18 protein-coding genes are annotated in these 17,966 nt (G+C 60.6%); 12 read left to right on the top strand and 6 right to left on the bottom strand.

Features of this window, described 5'->3' with window-relative positions; translation table 11 throughout:
• Positions 1-22 precede the first annotated feature (22 nt).
• Both ACS5Q1_RS15935 and ACS5Q1_RS15940 read left to right on the top strand, forming a co-directional pair.
• A complete protein-coding gene (locus tag ACS5Q1_RS15935; RefSeq protein WP_473099158.1) occupies positions 23-1,063 on the top strand; it encodes a FecCD family ABC transporter permease in 1,041 nt (346 codons plus the stop codon).
• The gene (locus tag ACS5Q1_RS15940) at positions 1,057-1,827 is read left to right on the top strand and encodes an ABC transporter ATP-binding protein (protein ID WP_473099131.1); all 771 of its coding nucleotides are present in this window, start codon (positions 1,057-1,059) and stop codon (positions 1,825-1,827) included. The genes ACS5Q1_RS15935 and ACS5Q1_RS15940 overlap by 7 nt, the downstream gene beginning before the upstream one ends.
• A 58-nt stretch (positions 1,828-1,885) precedes the next feature.
• Here ACS5Q1_RS15940 and ACS5Q1_RS15945 read toward each other — a convergent pair whose 3' ends face one another.
• A complete protein-coding gene (locus tag ACS5Q1_RS15945) occupies positions 1,886-2,182 on the bottom strand; it encodes a hypothetical protein (protein WP_473099132.1) in 297 nt (98 codons plus the stop codon).
• Between the two features lie 366 nt (positions 2,183-2,548).
• Between ACS5Q1_RS15945 and ampC the strand changes: the two genes are divergently transcribed.
• Entirely contained in the window at positions 2,549-3,649 is a 1,101-nt protein-coding gene (gene ampC / locus ACS5Q1_RS15950) for a class C beta-lactamase (RefSeq protein ID WP_473099159.1), read from the top strand.
• Positions 3,650-3,736: 87 nt separating this feature from the next.
• Positions 3,737-4,003, top strand: a complete 267-nt coding sequence (locus tag ACS5Q1_RS15955; RefSeq protein WP_473099133.1) for a DUF7696 family protein — start codon at positions 3,737-3,739, stop codon at positions 4,001-4,003.
• A 386-nt stretch (positions 4,004-4,389) separates the two neighbouring features.
• Here the strand turns inward: ACS5Q1_RS15955 and ACS5Q1_RS15960 are convergent, their stop codons facing one another.
• Entirely contained in the window at positions 4,390-4,650 is a 261-nt protein-coding gene (locus ACS5Q1_RS15960) for a hypothetical protein (RefSeq protein WP_473099134.1), read from the bottom strand.
• A gap of 137 nt (positions 4,651-4,787) precedes the next feature.
• Positions 4,788-5,030: a DUF3297 family protein gene (locus ACS5Q1_RS15965; RefSeq protein WP_473099135.1), complete on the bottom strand. Its 243-nt coding sequence runs from the start codon at positions 5,028-5,030 to the stop codon at positions 4,788-4,790.
• A gap of 181 nt (positions 5,031-5,211) precedes the next feature.
• Here ACS5Q1_RS15965 and kynA point away from each other — a divergent pair, with 181 nt between their 5' ends.
• The 4 genes from kynA to ACS5Q1_RS15985 all read left to right on the top strand — a co-directional run bounded on the left by kynA (position 5,212) and on the right by ACS5Q1_RS15985 (position 9,738).
• Positions 5,212-6,042 (top strand): tryptophan 2,3-dioxygenase, encoded by an 831-nt coding sequence (gene kynA, locus ACS5Q1_RS15970; RefSeq protein WP_473099136.1) that lies wholly within the window; start codon positions 5,212-5,214, stop codon positions 6,040-6,042.
• 15 nt (positions 6,043-6,057) lie between these two features.
• The gene (locus ACS5Q1_RS15975) at positions 6,058-7,251 is read left to right on the top strand and encodes an aminotransferase class V-fold PLP-dependent enzyme (RefSeq protein WP_473099137.1); all 1,194 of its coding nucleotides are present in this window, start codon (positions 6,058-6,060) and stop codon (positions 7,249-7,251) included.
• 272 nt (positions 7,252-7,523) lie between these two features.
• Positions 7,524-7,829, top strand: coding sequence for an adenylate/guanylate cyclase domain-containing protein (locus tag ACS5Q1_RS15980; RefSeq protein WP_473099138.1), 306 nt, complete (start codon positions 7,524-7,526; stop codon positions 7,827-7,829).
• A 67-nt stretch (positions 7,830-7,896) separates the two neighbouring features.
• Entirely contained in the window at positions 7,897-9,738 is a 1,842-nt protein-coding gene (locus ACS5Q1_RS15985; protein WP_473099139.1) for a metallophosphoesterase family protein, read from the top strand.
• On the opposite strand, the gene ACS5Q1_RS15990 is transcribed toward ACS5Q1_RS15985, so the two are convergent.
• Positions 9,632-10,735 carry an AI-2E family transporter gene (locus tag ACS5Q1_RS15990; RefSeq protein ID WP_473099140.1) on the bottom strand — a complete coding sequence of 368 codons (1,104 nt, stop codon included), beginning with the start codon at positions 10,733-10,735 and terminating at the stop codon, positions 9,632-9,634. The two genes, ACS5Q1_RS15985 and ACS5Q1_RS15990, sit on opposite strands and share 107 nt — an antisense overlap.
• Before the next feature lie 400 nt (positions 10,736-11,135).
• On the opposite strand from ACS5Q1_RS15990, the gene ACS5Q1_RS15995 reads away from it, so the two are divergent.
• From ACS5Q1_RS15995 to ACS5Q1_RS16005, 3 genes are all read left to right on the top strand, one after another.
• Positions 11,136-12,689: an AbgT family transporter gene (locus ACS5Q1_RS15995; RefSeq protein WP_473099141.1), complete on the top strand. Its 1,554-nt coding sequence runs from the start codon at positions 11,136-11,138 to the stop codon at positions 12,687-12,689.
• A gap of 64 nt (positions 12,690-12,753) precedes the next feature.
• The gene (locus tag ACS5Q1_RS16000) at positions 12,754-13,956 is read left to right on the top strand and encodes a M20/M25/M40 family metallo-hydrolase (RefSeq protein ID WP_473099142.1); all 1,203 of its coding nucleotides are present in this window, start codon (positions 12,754-12,756) and stop codon (positions 13,954-13,956) included.
• Positions 13,957-14,074: 118 nt separating this feature from the next.
• Positions 14,075-15,907 (top strand): SLC13 family permease, encoded by a 1,833-nt coding sequence (locus tag ACS5Q1_RS16005; RefSeq protein WP_473099143.1) that lies wholly within the window; start codon positions 14,075-14,077, stop codon positions 15,905-15,907.
• Positions 15,908-15,929: 22 nt separating this feature from the next.
• Here the strand turns inward: ACS5Q1_RS16005 and ACS5Q1_RS16010 are convergent, their stop codons facing one another.
• Both ACS5Q1_RS16010 and ACS5Q1_RS16015 read right to left on the bottom strand, forming a co-directional pair.
• Entirely contained in the window at positions 15,930-16,502 is a 573-nt protein-coding gene (locus tag ACS5Q1_RS16010) for an HdeD family acid-resistance protein (RefSeq protein ID WP_473099144.1), read from the bottom strand.
• A gap of 247 nt (positions 16,503-16,749) precedes the next feature.
• On the bottom strand, positions 16,750-17,319 hold the full coding sequence (locus ACS5Q1_RS16015) for a DUF1269 domain-containing protein (protein WP_473099145.1): 570 nt from the start codon (positions 17,317-17,319) through the stop codon (positions 16,750-16,752).
• A 336-nt stretch (positions 17,320-17,655) separates the two neighbouring features.
• On the opposite strand from ACS5Q1_RS16015, the gene ACS5Q1_RS16020 reads away from it, so the two are divergent.
• Positions 17,656-17,931, top strand: coding sequence for a hypothetical protein (locus tag ACS5Q1_RS16020; protein WP_203440823.1), 276 nt, complete (start codon positions 17,656-17,658; stop codon positions 17,929-17,931).
• The last annotated feature ends 35 nt before the right edge of the window (positions 17,932-17,966 follow it).

A 17,966-nucleotide genomic window follows, 5' to 3' on the forward strand; every position in this document is an offset into this window, starting at 1 on the left:
GGCCCACTCGCCCGCCATCGCCATGCCTAAGGGACGCGGAGCTTACCGCGCCCTCGTCCAGCGCAAGAAGCTCGTGCTTCTTGCGCTGAGTCTCGTTCTGGTCCTCTCCGTGATCGCGGATCTCGGATTGGGGCCGGCCCGCTACTCCATGCGCGAAGTCGTGCTGGCGCTGATGGGTTCGCCCGATGTCTCGCTGCAGATCAGCGTGGTGATCTGGGACATCCGCATGCCCGTGGCGCTCATGGCAGTCGTGGTGGGTGCTGCGCTCTCCGCAGCGGGCGCGCAGATGCAGACCATCCTCAACAATCCGCTCGCCAGCCCCTTCACGCTCGGCATCTCGGCGGCAGCGAGCTTCGGCGCATCGGTCGCTCTCGTCTTCGGCGTCGGCTTTCTGCCCTGGGCCATCGATTACATCGTGTCGATCAATGCCCTGCTCATGGCCCTGGCGGCCGCCCTCTTCATTCATTTCATGAGCCAGAAGCGCGGCGTGACCGTCGAGACCATCGTGCTCCTCGGCATCACCCTCGTCTTCACCTTCAACGCACTCCTTGCACTGGTACAGTATCTCGCTTCCGAGCAGGCGCTCGCCGCCGTGGTGTTCTGGACCATGGGCAGCCTCACCCGAGCCACGTGGCCGAAGCTTGCCATCACCACCGCCGTGCTGGCGATCTCCCTCCCCCTCTTCATGCGCCGCGCCTGGGCGCTCACCGCCCTTCGCCTCGGTGACGACAAGGCGGCGAGCTTCGGCGTCAACGTGCGCTGGCTGCGTCTTGAGACAATGATGATCATCAGCCTGCTCGCCGCCGTGCCCGTGGCCTTCGTCGGCACCATCGGCTTCATCGGCCTCGTCGGCCCGCATATCGCCCGCATGCTGGTGGGCGAGGACCAGCGCTATTTCCTGCCGGCCTCCGTCCTCTCCGGCGCGACTATCCTGTCGCTCACCTCCGTCATCAGCAAATCCATCGTGCCGGGCACGATCTTTCCCATCGGTATCATCACGGCCCTCGTGGGCGTGCCGTTCCTCTTCAGCCTGATCATGTCCAGCCGGAGGCGCTCATGGTAGCGACCCTGCAACTCACCGATGTCGGCGTTCGCTACGGCAAGCAGGAGGTTCTCTCCGGCGTCACCACGCCGGTGCTGAAGGGCGGCGAGGTCACGGCCGTGATCGGGCCGAACGCCGCCGGCAAGTCGAGCCTGTTCCGGCGCATCGCAGGCCTGCTCGACGGTCCCGGAATCATCCGCATCGATGACGCAGCACTCCGACCCGGCCCGAGCCATGTCTGTTACATGCCGCAGGACACTTCGGTGAACACGGTGCTGACCGTCTATGAGTCAGTGCTTCTCGCTCGCAAGCAAGGCGCCGCCCGCAAGGTGACGGACGAGGATCTCGAAGAGGTCGATCACGTCCTCTACAGCCTGCAGATCGAAGCCATTTCCTTCAAGGGCCTGCATGAGCTGAGCGGTGGTCAACGGCAGCTGGTTTCGCTCGCCCAGGTGCTGGTGCGCGACCCCAAGATCCTGCTCCTAGACGAGCCGACGAGCGCACTCGACCTGCACCGGCAGGTGGAGGTGCTAGCCTTGATCCGTTCGCTCGCAAAGGAGTGCGGAATCTGCGTCGTCCTCGCCATCCACGACCTCAACCAGGTTTTGCGCGTGGCGGACCGGGTGATGGTGATCGATTCCGGAACCATGGTCACCTGCGGCCCGGTGAATACGGTGATCACCTCTACCCTACTGCAGAGCATCTACAAGGTCGAAGGCCGCATCGAGCATTGCTCGCGCCAATCCCCCCACGTGATCATCGACGGCCCGCTCGGCCGCGCGTGAGCGTGGAGAGAAAGATCGCGAGAAGACCGCGCCTCTATCGGAGCGGTCCATAACCAGCCTAGCGCTTCCTGGAAGCAGGCGCCTGGGTCTCTTTCAGCGTCGTCTCGACCTTGTCGAGCTTGTCCTCGATCTTATCGAGTTTCGTCAGGATCTGATAGAGAAGGTCCGGGACGACGCGGGCATAGTCGACATTCTCGCGGGATGCTTTTGCCGTCGCCTGCATTGCCTCAATCAGTTCGTGCATCTCAGTTCGGCTCGCGGTCACGGCGTCATTCGACGGCGCAGGACCGGTTTGGCCCACAGCTTGGGTCGTCAAGCCGAAGATCAGAAGCGAAGCGATTGTCACATAGCGCATTGTCAGGCTCCAGGAGAGTTTCGAGAGAAGTTTCAAGATGTTGGTCGCAAAGTAAAGACTTTGTGGCGGGATGGGCAGGTCTTTGTTGAAAGAGTTGAACTCCAAGTCCAACGGGCGCTTTCATTGGCCACTACACCACTGGACGCATGTACTCACAACTGGGCCTATCGCAACACTCAATCGGCCTCACTGTCGCGCCCGTGCAAATGTAAGCATCTCTTCATCCCTTGATGCCATACCCTGGGCATAACGTATTTTCGCGAAACCACGGCCATCATCGGCTGTCCCTGAACCGATAAGGAGATGTTTTTGCTGTCGCGACTTCATCACAGGCTTGCAGCCGTTCTTCTCGCTTTCACCTTCGGCATGTCCCATGGATCCGCCGCAGGTTCCGACCAAGCCACAAAGGTGCGGCAGGCTGTCGATGAAGCGATGAAGCCGGTGATCGACCAATATGGAATTCCCGGACTGGCAGTCGCCGTGACAATCGACGGACAACGTCATTTCATCGAATATGGCCTGGCATCAAAGAATCCACAGGTTCCGGTCACGCGCGATACGCTCTTCGAGCTGGGGTCGATCAGCAAGACCTTTACCGCGACTTTGGCGACCTATGCCGAGATCGAAGGCAAGCTGTCGCTGAACGATGCCGTCAGCCGACACATGCCCGAGTTTAAAGGAAGCGCCCTCGACAAGGTGCGGCTGCGCGATCTCGCGACACATACCGCTGGCGGCTTCCCGCTCCAATTGCCTGGGAACGTGAAGGATCAGAAGCAGCTCATCGCCTATTATCGTGAGTGGAATCCGAAAGATGCTCCCGGCACCTATCGCAGCTATGCCAACCCGAGCATCGGTCTTCTCGGCATCGTCACGGCAAGAGCGATAGGCGCAAGCTTCGAGACCCTGGCGGAGCGCCTGTTCCACGAACTCGGCTTGCGGCGAACCTATATCGACGTTCCAGCAGCAGAGATGAAATCATATGCCTGGGGTTACAACCGCGATGGCAAGTCCATCCGCGTCTCTCAAGCCCCGCTCGCGAATGAAGCCTATGGCGTGAAGTCGAACGCCGTCGACATGATCCGCTTTCTCGAGGTGAATATGGGCATCGGCTCCATGCCGACGAAGATTGCCCGCGCCGTCGACGCGACGCATATCGGATATTTCCGCTCAGGCGAACTGATCCAGGACCTCATCTGGGAGCAATATCCCTATCCGGTTGCGCTGCACCAGATCATCGCTGGCAACACGATGAACCAGAAAGTGCATCCGGCAACCGTGATCGATCCGCCCATGGCGCCGCGGCGAGACGTGATCATCAACAAGACCGGATCGACCAGCGGCTTCGGAGCCTATGTCGCCTTCATTCCCGAGAAGAAAATCGGCATCGTTATGCTGGCGAACAAGGGCTATCCGAACGAGGCGCGGGTAAAGGCGGCGCACCAGGTGCTTTCGGGTCTGACGGAATGAGCCGGTCGCAAAGGTTCATGCATTGACGCGATGATCGGTGGCCGGGACGAAAGCCTTTGTTCATTGCTGCGTGTCATAAGCATCGTCATGACCTATTCCCGCGACACCAAAGCCACCTCCGAATTCACTGGCCAATCCATCAGCACCTGGTCCGAGGAATGGCGGATCGAGACGGAGGCGCGCACCGTTCTCAAGATGTCCAAAGAGCAACGGGACGTCTTCTTCAACGGACGGAAGGACGAGAACGGGCGGAGCATCGATCGCGGGGTGATCGGCATCCGTGGGCTGAAAGCAGCGGAAGAGATCAAGGCGACGATGGAGCGGCTGCAAGCGGTGCGCAGCAAGGCCAAGTAACGGATCTTATTCTCAGAGGTAGTCGACGCTAGCAATAAAGAGAAAAGATAGCCATATAGAGAAAAGGGCCGCGCCCAGTCATTAAACGACCGTGTTCGCGACCCTTAAAACCGTATTTGCCCCTACGGCTGGCTCGACATAAATCATATATTACGCCGTATCAAGCCCCAATAGTTTGCAATTAACTCTTCAGTGGCGTCAGAATATCGCGGCTATTCTATTGACACGCCTCATTGGCGTCACGAACCGTCACAATTTGGCCAAATTACTCCACAAATAGATAGGGCCACCGACCTTCATATTTGCCCCTACGGGTCGGACCTTAAGCGCCCCTGAAAAGCGGGCGCTTTCTTTTTTGGAAGATTCGGTCTCTCCGGCCAAAGACGTCACGACGATCCCTGTGGAGCGAAGAAGCAGATGATCGCCCTCGTCGTTGGCTCCTCGCAGATGTGGAATTTCGTATCCGGAGACATCTTGGCGTAGTCTCGCCCGATGAGGCGCCCGTCCCAGAGCCTCCAGCCTTCCGCCGTCTCGGTCACGGTTTCGCCCATGGCCTCGATCAGCTCGCGGCAATCATGATCGTCGCAGCACCAGGTCGGATACCAGCTATGGGCCAGGGCCGGCCCAGTGAGGAGCCAGCCTGCCATCACCAGTATCGTTCGCCGCCAGCCACCGGCCATCTAGGACAAGCCTTTCCCGAGGACCCCTCCCCGATTGACAAGCTCATCTTGGATCTTGGCCCGCGCTCGTCTGCGCGTCCAGTCCTCTATCAGACCATAAGAGATTATTCCTTGATCTGCAGAAAAGGCTCGACCTTGCCCTTGAGCTTGATGGTCATGGGATTGCCGAAGCGATCCTTGGCATTGCCCGCGGTCACGCGGATCCATCCCTCGCTGACACAATACTCGTCTACGTTGGTCTTCTCGGCCCCGTTGAAACGGATACCCACCCCTTTTGCGAGCAACTCCTCGTTGTAATAGGGGCTGTTCGGGTTCGAGGACAGGCGGTCGGGAAGCGCGTCGTTCATGCGAAAGTGTCTCCAGGACGGGTCATATGGGGCGGCAACCTACCCTCTTGGAATGCGAAAGCCAAATCCGGCTTACCTGACGTGACAAGCCTCTCGGGATGTCCTACTTTCGTTGAACTCTTCTAGGGTGACCAAGGTAATAACACGACAATCCGCGAGGAAGCGGAGGCAGATCAGGGAGATGGATTTGTCCGCAGCGACAGACGGGATTCACACCGATTTTTCAGAAGGCATGAGCTATGGGGACTATCTCCGGCTCGACACACTCCTCTCCGCGCAGATTCCCCTGACGGCCGAGCACGACGAACTCCTCTTCATCACCATCCATCAGGTGATGGAGCTCTGGCTGAAGCTCCTGAACCGGGAGCTCGATACAGCGCTAGCCCATATCCGGGCCGATGAACTGCAGCCCGCCTTCAAATGCACCGCGCGCATCAACCGGATTCAGGAGCAGCTGATTCAGGCCTGGACAGTGCTCTCGACCATGACACCCTCCGATTACCTGAGCTTCCGGCCGGCGCTCGGCAAATCCTCCGGCTTCCAGTCCTGGCAATACCGCCTCGTGGAGTTCAAGCTCGGTGCCAAAGACCCGATCAAGATGGCGCCACACCGCCACCGGAGCGACCTTGCGGAGCAGCTCGATGCGGCCTATCGCTCGCCGAGCCTCTATGACGAGTCCTTACGCCTCCTAGCACGACGCGGCTATGCGATCCCTGCTGAGGTCCTCGACCGCGACGTGACGCAGCCTTACACAGCCCATCCAGGCGTCGAAGCCATCTGGGAAGAAATCTACCGCCATGCGGGCGAGCATTTCGATCTCTACGAACTCGCCGAGGAACTCGTCGATCTCGAGGATGCTTTCCAGCAATGGCGCTTTCGGCACATGAAGACGGTGGAGCGCATCATCGGCATGCGCAGCGGCACAGGCGGCAGTTCCGGTGTGACCTATCTGCGCAAGGCGCTCGAGCGCTACTTCTTTCCCGAACTCTGGTCCGTGCGCGGCAAGCTTTGATGGAGCAGATGCGCTATGCTTGATCTTCGCTCGCATTTCTCCCGCTTCCTCAACACCGAGCCGGACCGCCTACACTTTGCAGCCCACAGCCATCATCCCTGGCCGGATGTGACGCGAGACGCGCAGCTCCAGGCCTGGGACGACGCCGCCCGTCTCATCGACGACAAATGGGAGCATGTTCTAGGTCCTGTTTTGGAAGAGTTTCGCGGCCATGTGGCCGGGCACCTCAATCTGCCCACCCCCTCGACTATCGCGGTTGCGCCGAACACCCATGAATTCCTGAAGCGCATTCTCTCATGCTTCCCCGCGGATCGCCCAATCCGCATTCTCACTTCGGACGGAGAATTCCATTCCTTCACGCGCCAGATTGCGCGTTTGGAGGAAGAACGAATCGTTGACGTCACGCGCGTGCCCTCCGAACCCTTCACAACTTTCGAGGACCGCTTCTTCACGGCTGCGCAGGAGGGCTATGATCTCGTTTTCGTCAGCCAGGTCTTCTTCAATTCAGGGTTCGCACCGGACGGGCGCCGGCTTGCGGAATGCGCCTGCGATGGCGCGATGATCGTGATCGACGGTTATCACGGTTTCATGGCGCGACCGACGGACCTCGGCAGCATTGCGGAACGCGTATTCTACATCGCCGGCGGCTACAAATATGCGATGGCAGGCGAAGGAGCATGCTTCATGCACTGCCCGCCTGGATGGGGCCTGCGCCCGCGAGACACCGGCTGGTACGCGGCCTTCGGCAACCTCACCAATGCGCAGAACGGACAGGTCGGCTACAGCGACGACGCCTGGCGTTTCATGGGCGCGACTTTCGATCCCTCGGGTCTCTATCGCTTCAACGCAGTGATGCGCTGGCTCGCGGACGAGGGCATCACGCCGGGCATCATTCATGCACACGCCAAGGCGCTGCAGCAGCACTTCCTGCGTCGCGTCGGCGATTCAGCCCTGTTCGACCACGCCTCGCTCGTGGTGCCGGCCGACGAGATGCGGCGCGGTAATTTCCTCACCTTCCAAACGCCGGAGGCGCAGGCGATCTATCGCGACCTCGCGGAATTGCGCGCCGTGACCGACGTGCGCGGCCAACGCCTGCGCCTCGGCTTCGGCATCTATCAGACGGAAGAGGAAGTGGACGATCTCGTGCGGCGCATCGACGAGGCGGGCGCGCTGGAATCCCTCCCACCCAGCAGATCGTCGGCGGCTTGAAGAAGACAGCCATCCCCATTCGCCACCCCATCAAGCGCGCCGGGGGACGATGGAACATTATTGCTTATCCTGGATGATCTTGTTTCTCAGGCTTTTCGATTTGACATGACGCGACACGGAGCAGAGCATTTGTCTCTGCTCTGGAGCATCGGACTCCACCTGAATGCCCCTGCTTCCGACGATCGCGTTGGACAGCCAGTTTCGGAGCCAGGACATGCCGGTCGACACGCACTACGCCAGAAGCGGCGACCTTCAACGGTCCCGCTCGCGCCGTGCGATGTGCGAGCGCGATCATCGATGCGCTGTATCCCTTGAGCCTAAATGTCCGATGTGGCGTCCATACCGGCGAGATCGAGATGAAGGGCGACGACATCGGCGGCATTGCGGTTCACATCGCGGCCCGGATCGCCTCCCAGGCAGATGGCGGCAACGTTCTGGTCTCGCGGACGGTACGTGATCTTGTCGCCGGATCCGATCTGCCGCTAGAGGAAAGAGGTGATTTTGCACTCAAGGGATTGAGTGAGCGCATGCCACTCTATGCCGTTTCAACTCTTAAGGGAACGGGAATGCGCACTTGATCTCGCGGTAGTTCGGATCGCCGCGGCAGCGCTTGGCAGGTGGAAGAATATGCAGGAGCCGACTCCAGTGCCACGAACGCATCTGTGGAAGCCCATGCTGATCGATCCGCGCCTTGGCGATGCTGAGGATGACATCGCGAGCACCAAGAGCCGATCCCTTGTTGCCATCGGCGGACGGCTTCTCGCGGAAATCAGCCTTCCGAAGCTCTTTCTCGCCTGGATCATGTTGATCGGTCTTCCTGCCATCCTCCTCGGGCTTGCGCCGTTGGTCATTCTGGGCTGGGCGACCACAATATCTGCGCAGGTCGCGACTGCGTTGGCGGGCTTCTGGTCCCTGCTGATCCTCGGTGGCCTCCTCATTCTGGCGTGGATCGGCGGCAAGCCTGTGTTGCGCGCGGCCGAACAGAGCTTCTGGTCCCTCAATGCACTGGCCGTTCAGCCCATCTACGCGCTGTTTCGGGAAGGGTTGCGGCACATCATCGGCAAGCTCGGTCCGGATCTCAGGCCCCGTCGGCACACACATCTTTATGCCATCGCGGCAGTCGGGGGCGGCATCCTGGTGAGCGCCTTGTCCTTTTGGTTCATCACCCTTGCATGGCCCGCGTCGCGCTGGGTCGGTGAAGCGGGAGACGTCCTGACACCGCACCAGCTGATCGTCCCTGCCCTCGCCAATGCCGTGGTCATCGTCGGATGCTATGTCATGGGAGCTGCCCTGGTGTGGGCGATTGCCGATGCTGCGCTGGGACGGCCAGCCGATCTCATGGTCTTTTCCGATATGCCATCGGAGGCTCGATCCTGGCGCGTCGCACATCTGTCCGATCTCCATGCAGTTGGAGAGCAATACGGCTTCCGGATCGAAAGCGGCCGGATAGGACCTCAGGGCAACGAGAGAATGCGCCGTGTCTTCGATCGGCTGGAGGCATTGCACACAGAACATCCTCTGGACCTTGTCTTGATCACCGGCGACATGACGGATGCCGGCCGGTCGGCGGAATGGGCGGAGTTCATGGACATCGTCGCGGTTTATCCTGGACTTGCCGAGCGCACACTGATCCTTCCCGGAAACCATGATGTAAATGTCGTCGACCGCGCCAATCCCGCCCGACTCGAGCTGCCGACAAGTCCCGGGAAACGCCTTCGCCAATTGCGCACCCTCTCCGCCATCGAGGCTCTGCATGGAGACAGAATCTTCTGCTTCGATTCCGAAGCTGGACGCCTCGGCCCCACGCTCACGGAAAGGCTGGCGCCCTACAGAGATGACATCGAGGCCTTTGCCGATACAGGAGGAATCCGCCAATCTCTACGACTGGCCCAGATCTGGGATGATGTGTTCCCCCTGATCCTTCCACCGAGGACAGATGATGGGATCGGCGTGGTGCTTCTCAACTCGAACGCCGAGGCGCATTTTTCCTTCACGAATGCCCTTGGCATCATATCCGTGCTTCAGGCGCAGGATCTTATCTCCGCGATGGAGCGATATCCGCGTGCCGGCTGGATTGTCGCACTCCATCACCATCTCGTGGAATATCCGACGCCGGCGAAGGCATTCTCAGAGCGCGTTGGGACGGCTCTCATCAACGGCTCCTGGTTCGTCAGGCAGCTCCGTCCCTTCGCCGAAAGGCTGGTGGTGTTCCACGGCCACCGGCACACCGAATGGATCGGGCAATGCGGAGGCGTTCGGATCGTCTCCGCCTCCTCTCCCGTGATGAACCCGGTACAGAATGGCAGCGTTTCCTTCTTCGTTCATACCCTCGCGGTCGGTGGCGGCGAGTTGAAGCTCGCGGCACCCGAGCGCGTGAAGGTCAACCTTCCGGATGAGAATGGTCAGGAGCCGGCTGGTCCTTCTCCTCCGGTGGACCGAGCTGGATCGCCACCCATCGCGTCGCTGGATCCTGCGCACAGAAGGTGAGAACGGCAATCGTGATCGGGAGACCGATAAAGGTTCCCGGCAAGCCCCATAGGAACGTCCAGAGAAAGATCGAGAACAGCACGACAAAGGGCGACATGGCGAGCACACTGCCGGACAGTCGCGGCTCGATATAGCTTCCAACCACGAACTGAATCACATTCAGGCAGGCGAAAACCACGATGACCGCCTGCCACGTGTCGAATTGGACCATCGCAAGCAGGGTTGGAAACAGGGTCGCGATGAAGGGGCCGATGAAGGGGATATAGTTTAATGTGAAGGCAATGACGCCCCATTCCTGCGCCAGCGGCAGGCCGAAGACCACGGCGAAGGCCCAGACGAGCGCGCCGGTGAGAATGCTCATCAGGGTTCGCACCACCATGTAGTGCCTGATCTTCACCGCCGTCTCCTTGCTTCCAGCGAGCAAGACCCGCGTGACACGGTGGTTCGGCAGAGTCTCGATCTTCCTGGCTGTTCCCTCCACCTCGAGCAATCCGAGGATGACGTAAACGAGAACGACGAGCCAGAAACTCAAGGTCGTGTTCACTTGGCCGGTGAGCTTCTGCATAAGGCCTACGATCCAGCTGATGTTAAAGTGATCAGCCCAGAGGCTCGCTACAGCAATCCCCTGCTCCTCGAGCCAGAGCGCCAATTGATTGTATAGCGCCTGGAACCGGCTCATGTTGATGAGGATCCAACGCCCGACGCGACCGAAGGCCCATACGGTGAGCCAGGCAAAACCGCTGAACGCCACCACGAGCATCAGAACACTGATCGCCAGGGCGATAAGGCGAGGAACATAGGTCTGGAGACGGAATTGCAGCGGCCAGACGATGGCGATCAGGAACAGCGCGAAGGCAACCGGAGCGATCACCCCCTCGGCGACATAGATCGCGCCAAGAAAAGCCAGGATCACGAGCGTGATCAAAGCCCAATGCGTCAGGCCAAAGTCAGAGGGTACGCGATGCGCTTCTTCCAAGGGAGCTTGAGGCCGATCCACGTCGTCTCTCCCGGTTGCTTTGGCATCTGAGAACAGCGGCTCGATCCGTTGCCATCTGTCGCCATCGGCTCTGCGTCGACTTCAAAGAATGATAGGTCCTGGCTCTCGATCGCAGGTCGGAAGACGACCTGATCCCATCAGCAACTCAAGATTAATTCCTTGTCAAGACATAGAAAAGAGACCATAATCCGCACGCTTAACGATCCGCATGAGGGTTTTTCCCGTGGGAGACTGTGTCTTCTCCTTATAGGGTCCTTGTTCCCATTCTAGAATTCCAAGCCGTTTGCGAAAGACAACTGAAGTAGGTTCACCAGTGCCGATTGTTGCTGGGCATCCGGCCAGTTAAAGCAGCTGTGTGTCTTTCTCCTGTAGCGGAGCTCTGTCGGCTCAAGGGCTGGATATGACGAGCAGCACGGAAGTGGCATCGAAAACCTTCATGCAGCGGTTTCTCGACGGTGTCGAACGCGTGGGGAACATGGTTCCCCATCCCGTGGTCATTTTCCTGATCCTCATCGGCATCGTCATCGTGCTCTCGGCCCTGCTCAGCCTGTTCGGAGCGGCCATCTCCTTCGAACGCATCAACCCGGACACGCATCAGGTCGAGACCGCTACCACGGGCATACGCAGTCTGCTGACCACGGACGGCATCCGCTTCATGTACTCGTCGCTGATCCCGAACTTCATGAGCTTCACTGCGGTCGGGCTCATGATTGTCGCCATGATCGGCGCCGGAGTTGCAGAAGAGTCCGGTCTGGTTACCGCGCTGATCCGCAAGCTCGTCATCGTATCGCCGGACTGGGCGCTGACTTATATTCTATCCTTCGTCGGAATCCTCTCCAGCATCGCGGCCGACGCTGGCTATCTGGTCCTGATTCCGCTCGCAGGCATCGCCTATCTGGCCGTCGGACGGCATCCTCTAGCCGGCCTCGCGCTTGGTTTCGCTGCCGTGGCAGCCGCTTTTACCGTCAACATGCTGATCAAGCCTCTCGACGCCGTTCTCGTCGAATTCACCAATGACGCGGCCCATCTTGTCGATCCCAACCGCTCCATCGGCCTCGCCTCGAATCTATGGTTCTCAATCGCCTCAGTGCTGTTCCTCACCGTTATCATCGCCTTCATTACCGACCGCATGATCGCGCCGCGCCTGGGGACATACGATCCGAATCTGGCAGCAGAAGGAACCACGACGGAGCAGAGCGCCGAACTTTCAGAGCAGGAGTCGCGCGGCCTGCGTTTCGCCGGCATTGGGATGCTCGGGCTGATCGCGGTCTTCTGCCTCCTGACCCTCCCCTCGGGTGCACCGTTACGGAATCCCGAGACCAGTGAGCTCATCGGCAACTCGCCCTTCATGAACGGGCTGATTGCGCTGATCATGCTGATGTTCCTGGTCACGGGCTGGGCCTACGGTATCGGGGCCGGCACTCTCAGGACACTGACCGAGGTGATCGCAGCGATCGAGAAGTCGATCAAGAGTCTCGGCGGCACGATCTTCCTGTTCTTCGTCCTGAGCCAGTTCGTCGCCTATTTCACCTATACCAACATGGGCACAGTGATGGCACTCAGCCTGTCGGGTGCTTTGCAGGCAGCCAATATCGGCGCGCTGCCGCTGCTGCTCGGCTTCATCGTCGTTGTCGCGATCATCGACCTGCTGCTGACCGGCGCAATTGCCAAATGGGCGATTTTCGCCCCAGTCTTCGTGCCGTTGCTGATGAAGCTCGGGGTCGAGCCGGAGGCGGTCCTCGCAGCCTATCGCGTCGGTGACTCGCCGATGAATGCGATCACGCCTCTGAACGCCTATTTCGCTCTCGTTGTCGGGTTCGCACAGAAATACGACCGGTCCGCGGGCGTCGGCACCGTCGTGTCGCTGATGCTCCCCTACGTCGTGTGGATCTTCATTCTCTGGACCGCCCTCTTCGCCATCTGGCAGATGCTTGGGCTCCCCTGGGGGCTGTGAGCTGATGCCAAAGGTCGTCCGCCCCATGCCGGGATGAGGCAACCGCAAGCAACGGAATGAGACGATGAGCAGCTCTGCAATTCCCCTCGATATCGCCGCCGCGGAAGATCACCTGATGCGGTTTCTGTCCGTTGAAGGCGTGACCGGGCAGGAAGCCAAGATCGCTGCGGCCGTCTCCGATGCGCTCAAGAAGGCAGGCGTGCCGGCTTCTGCGATCCGCTTCGATGAAGTCAACAAGCGCATTCCCGTCCCGACGGAAACGGGAAACCTGATCGTCGATCTGCCTGGAACCCGGCCCGGCCCGCGCCTGCTGTTTTCGACCCATCTCGACACGGTTCCTCTCTGCGCCGGTGCCAAGCCACGGCGTGAAGGCGACCGCATCGTCTCAGACGGCACCACCGCTCTCGGTGGCGACAACCGCACCGGATGTGCGATCCTCGTCGTCCTTGCTGAGACGCTCCTGAAGCACAACCTACCGCACCCGCCGATTACGCTGCTCTTCACGGTGCGTGAGGAAAGCGGCCTGCACGGTGCGCGCGAGCTCGATCCCAAGGATCTCGGCGGCGCGGTGATGTGCATCAACGTCGACGGCCAGGATCCGAACGACCTGATCGTCGGTGCGGTCGGCCAGGAGAACTGGGAGGTCGAGATCAAAGGCAAGGCCTCGCATGCGGGTGTGGCGCCCGAAAAGGGCATCTCCGCGACGCTGGTCGGCGCCGTCGCCCTGACCGAGGCGAAGCGCGAAGGGTGGTTCGGCAAGGTGGTGAAGACCGACGGCAAGGGGACGAGCAATGTCGGAATCTTCGGCGGCAAGGATGGCAAGGCCGCAGGCGACGCGACGAATGTCGTGACCGACTACGTTTACATCAAGGGAGAGGCCAGAAGCCCGACATCTGCCTTTGCCACGGCCATCGCGAAAGGATTCGAAGGGGCCTTTCAGAAGGCCCGGGAAGCGGTGAAGGACCATGAGGGCGACATGGCCGGGGTGGCTTTCACGCACAAGCCGTCCTATCCGCCGTTCAATCTGGATGAGAGCGCCCCCGTGGTGCGGCGCGCCACCAAGGCGATGACCATGCTCGGTCTCAAGCCCAACTACCTGTTCTCGAATGGTGGTCTCGATGCCAATTGGCTCGACAAGCACGGTGTCCCCACCGTCACCATCGGCGCCGGCCAGGCAGAGATTCATACCATCAATGAATACGTGAACCTGCCGGAATTCGCGACGGGATGTCGCCTCGCGCTGCTGCTGGCCACGATCGAGGACTAGTGAGTGTCGACATCGCTCCAATCGCTCCAGACATGAATCGTCGGCCCATGCTTCGGCGTCATATCCGTTTCGTGTTTTCCAGCGGTACCTCCGGACGGCCTAATGAGGAGATGAGCGATTGAGTCCCTTAGCGTATATCGCCATCATCATCGCCGCCGCCGTCGTCCTGTTCATCTGGAACAAGCTGCCGGTCGTCATCGTCGCCATGGCGACAGCGTTGGCGCTGTGGGTGACGCAGGTTCTCACTCTGGGGCAGGCACTGGGCGGTTTCGGCGATCCCGCCGTCATCTTCATCGCCTGCCTCTTCATTGTCAGCGCGGGCCTCGAGACGACGGGGGTCACGGCCTGGGCGGGCCAGCTTCTGATCCGCGGCGCCGGCAGCGAGAGCCGGACGCGCCTCCTCCTTCTCACCATGAGCCTCGTCGCCGTGCTGACCGCCTTGATCAGCGTCAACGGCGCGGTTGCCGCGCTGCTGCCGGTCGTGGTCGTCATGGCGGTGCGCCTCAAACGGAAATCGTCGCAGCTCCTGATGCCGCTCGTTTTCTCCGCCCATGCGGGATCGATGCTCGCGCTGACCGGCACGCCGGTGAACGTCCTCGTCTCGGAGGCGGCGCTCGAGGCTGGCGTCGGTGAATTCGGTTTTTTCGAATTCGCCCTCGTCGGCGTTCCTCTGCTCGCCGGCACGATGGCCATCATCATCCTCTTCGGCGAACGGCTTCTGCCCCAGCGCAACGGCGCCAAGATGCCGGCCGATCTCAGCCGTCATGCCAAGACGCTGGTCGAGCAATACGGTCTCGCTGACGGCATCCTCCAAATGCGCGTGCGCGCAACCTCGCCTTTTGTCGGCCTCTCTCAGTCGGACATCGATCTCTCGGCCTTTTCCGGTATGCAACTCGTCGCCGTCCAGGACGGGGAGAGCGCCGCTCCGCTTCGCCGACCCGTGAGGGAAGGAGACCATATGCTCGTGCGTGGGAATGCCGAAGCCGCCGCGGCCCTCGCTGCGCAGATGCATCTCTCGTTTCGCGATGAGTTGACCGTGGGCCAGGGTGAAGAGACCTTGTTCAACCGCCAGTCCGGCCTCGCGGAAGTGGTGATTCCGCCACGCTCGGGCCTCATCGGTCACACCGTGTTTCCGGGCATGGTCACCGACAGTGGCGATCTCATCGTTCTCGCCGTGCAGCGCGCGGGAGCCGAAATCGACACTGGAAAGCCAAATCCCGGTCGTGGCGGCATCACCCTCCATGCCGGTGACACGATGCTGCTTCAGGGCACCTGGAAGGCTCTCGACGTCCATCTCAGCGATCCGGACGTGCTGGTGGTGAACTCGCCCGAACTGGTGCGGCGCCAAGCCGTGCCCCTTGGACCTGGGGCCTACCAGGCCATCGCTATCCTGTTCGGCATGGTCATACTGCTCGCAACCGGCTTCATACCGCCCGCCGTCGCGGGCCTTCTCGCTGCCGGCGCCATCATCCTTTCGCGGATCCTGACTGTCGAGCAATCCTATCGCGCCATCGACTGGACGACGGTGATCCTGGTTGGCGCGCTGATGCCGTTGTCGATCGCGATGGTGGAGACGGGAGCAGCCCAGTTCATGGCCGAGGGCCTCGTCTCCATGATCGGCAATGCTGGCCCCTTGGCCCTGCTCGCTGGCCTTTTCGTGCTGACTGCCATCATGGGACAGCTCATCAGCAATACAGCGACCGCGCTGATCGTTATTCCCATCGGAGTTGCAGCCGCGACAAGCATGGGCATCTCGCCTCGTCCCGTTCTCATGAGCACCGCCGTGGCCGCGGCCGGTGCCTTCCTGACCCCCATCGCAACCCCGACGAACCTGATGGTCATGGGGCCGGGAGGCTATGCGTTCGGCGATTACTGGAAGCTGGGGCTGCCACTGCTCATCTGGTTCTTCGTCGTGGCGGTCTTCCTGGTGCCGTTGATCTGGCGGTTCTGATCGGCTCGCCTATGATCCGCCATCAGCTCGTCCGCACCTGCCAAGCGAGATAGCCAATCGCCGAGCCGACGCTGATCAGATTTAACCCAAGCAGAAATCCTAAAAGCCAGACTGACGTCACCGGCAGATTGACCCAGAGGATAAGGGAAAGCACGATACCGACCAAGCCGCTTGCCAGTACCCATCCCCAATGGGGGAATGGCCGGATCGTCAATGCGAACACAACCTTGGAAATACCCTCCATCATGAAGAAGACGATGAGGAGGAGCGTGATCGTCGCCATTCCCTGTGCCGGATCGCGTAGGAACAGGAAGCCGATCAGCATGGCAAGGCAGATGGAGATCAGCTGCAGCCAGAAATGCGGCACATGCCGTGCACTAATGAGACTGAGCCCCTGTAGCAGGCCGCTGATCACCAACAGCCAGCCGAGCAGAACGACAACCGCTGTCGACGAGAAAATCGGATAGATAATCGCAAGGAAGCCGGCGGCAACGAGAAGCAACCCCTCAACGAGATACCACAGCGAATAGCGCTTGACGGCATCCCGCATAGCCTCACGGAACACTTCCGCCGCTGCATCCAACGATATGGCCATCGCGCCCTCCCTCCGCCTCAACCCTCGCGTCGATTCCTGATTGCCCGGACTACGTTCGATGCCTGCGGACAATAAGGACCGTAAGCCATGCTACTCCAAGCACAGGGGAGCGCAAACATGATGGGCTTGAGAACGCTCATGCAAGTGAAATGGAGGGAGGCGGAAGACAGCCCGCCTCCATCTTTCCGATGCACTGGCAGGAGCGCGGAAAGTGCATGTTCGTATCGCTTTAATCTTCCGGATCTGTCTACGGTGCCCCTGCCGCCATCGAGCCCGCAGCCGCCACACCTTCACTCGGACTCGGCGCGTGCGCCTTCGACAGGGCGGCCTGAAGCTTGGCCTCCTGTTCCGGCGACAGCGAAGAGCGAATGATACGCCCCTTGAATCCTGAAAGCTCAGCCAGCACCTTCTCGGGCTGCGATTTCCGGATCAGCAGGAACAGGGCGGATGTGTCGGGCTGGAGGGTGTCACCAATGGATTTGATGAAGTCGTCGTTGATGCCGTAGTCGATCATGCTGCCCGACAAGGCTCCCGAGCCTGCGCCGACCGCGCCACCGATGGCAAGACCGGCGAGCGGATTGAGGAACAGCAATCCGATGAGGCTGCCCCACAGCGCACCGGACAGGCCGCCGGAGGTTGCCCCGAGTTTCACGAGATTCGTGCTCTGCTTGATGCGCACGGCGCCGTCTGATCCCCGGATCGCAACGACAGCATCTTCCAGATCGATGAGATATTCCTTTTGCATACGCGTCAGCTCGGTCAGAACGCGGTCCGCATCGTTTGGGTTGTCGAATCCAACGACCACCAGTTCGGCCATGAGATGCCTCCTCCGTAGCGCCAGCCTCCGGAGAGTAGTGCGAGTTCCTGACACGTCCATCAGGTGCAACCCCGAGGCGGGATCAGGATTATCATGAGGTAAGGCTGAAAATTCCGCCTTGATATGCTTCGTAGCATCATTCGCGGCAGCCATGAATTCTTGGCCATTGTGGGGGAGACCTCCTGGGAGGGCGACGTTGCAGCAGCCTTAGGTCAGGCTTTGCACCACGAGAATCCAGGGATTTCCCGAATAGCCAAATTCGGAATGTCGGGTGAGGCTATATCCGAGCTTATTCCGTCACCGGATCGAGAGCCGGAACTCAGGAGGGAAAGTGCAATGAGGACAATCATGACAGCCATCGCGGCGGGTGCGCTCATGCTTTCCGCCACCGCCTGCACCACGCCAGGAGAACGCGCAGTTGGCGGCGCCGCTGTTGGCGGTCTCGCCGGTGCTGCCGTCGGCGGCGCGGCAACGGGACGGGCGAGCGGAGCCTTGGCCGGAGCGGCCGTCGGTGCGGCCGGCGGCGCGATCGTCGGCGCGGCAACCGCCCCGCGCACCCAATGCCCCTATGGCACCTATCGGGATGCTTACGGCAACCTGTATTGCCGTTGACGGCCTGACGCCAACAGGGAGCCGTTGCTTGCTGA

The sequence above is a fragment of the Microvirga sp. GN3 genome, assembly GCF_055792825.1.

Bases quoted from the DNA above. Each gene is read 5' to 3' on its own strand.
- ACS5Q1_RS15960 (WP_473099134.1), bottom strand. From the start codon at position 4,650: ATGGCAGGCTGGCTCCTCACTGGGCCGGCCCTGGCCCATAGCTGGTAT.
- ACS5Q1_RS15935 (WP_473099158.1), top strand. From the start codon at position 23: ATGCCTAAGGGACGCGGAGCTTACCGCGCCCTCGTCCAGCGCAAGAAG.
- ACS5Q1_RS16015 (WP_473099145.1), bottom strand. From the start codon at position 17,319: ATGGCCGAACTGGTGGTCGTTGGATTCGACAACCCAAACGATGCGGAC.
- ACS5Q1_RS16020 (WP_203440823.1), top strand. From the start codon at position 17,656: ATGAGGACAATCATGACAGCCATCGCGGCGGGTGCGCTCATGCTTTCC.
- ACS5Q1_RS15940 (WP_473099131.1), top strand. From the start codon at position 1,057: ATGGTAGCGACCCTGCAACTCACCGATGTCGGCGTTCGCTACGGCAAG.
- ACS5Q1_RS15965 (WP_473099135.1), bottom strand. From the start codon at position 5,030: ATGAACGACGCGCTTCCCGACCGCCTGTCCTCGAACCCGAACAGCCCC.
- ACS5Q1_RS15955 (WP_473099133.1), top strand. From the start codon at position 3,737: ATGACCTATTCCCGCGACACCAAAGCCACCTCCGAATTCACTGGCCAA.
- kynA (WP_473099136.1), top strand. From the start codon at position 5,212: ATGGATTTGTCCGCAGCGACAGACGGGATTCACACCGATTTTTCAGAA.
- ACS5Q1_RS16000 (WP_473099142.1), top strand. From the start codon at position 12,754: ATGAGCAGCTCTGCAATTCCCCTCGATATCGCCGCCGCGGAAGATCAC.
- ACS5Q1_RS15995 (WP_473099141.1), top strand. From the start codon at position 11,136: ATGACGAGCAGCACGGAAGTGGCATCGAAAACCTTCATGCAGCGGTTT.
- ACS5Q1_RS16010 (WP_473099144.1), bottom strand. From the start codon at position 16,502: ATGGCCATATCGTTGGATGCAGCGGCGGAAGTGTTCCGTGAGGCTATG.
- ACS5Q1_RS15975 (WP_473099137.1), top strand. From the start codon at position 6,058: ATGCTTGATCTTCGCTCGCATTTCTCCCGCTTCCTCAACACCGAGCCG.
- ACS5Q1_RS15945 (WP_473099132.1), bottom strand. From the start codon at position 2,182: ATGCGCTATGTGACAATCGCTTCGCTTCTGATCTTCGGCTTGACGACC.
- ampC (WP_473099159.1), top strand. From the start codon at position 2,549: ATGTCCCATGGATCCGCCGCAGGTTCCGACCAAGCCACAAAGGTGCGG.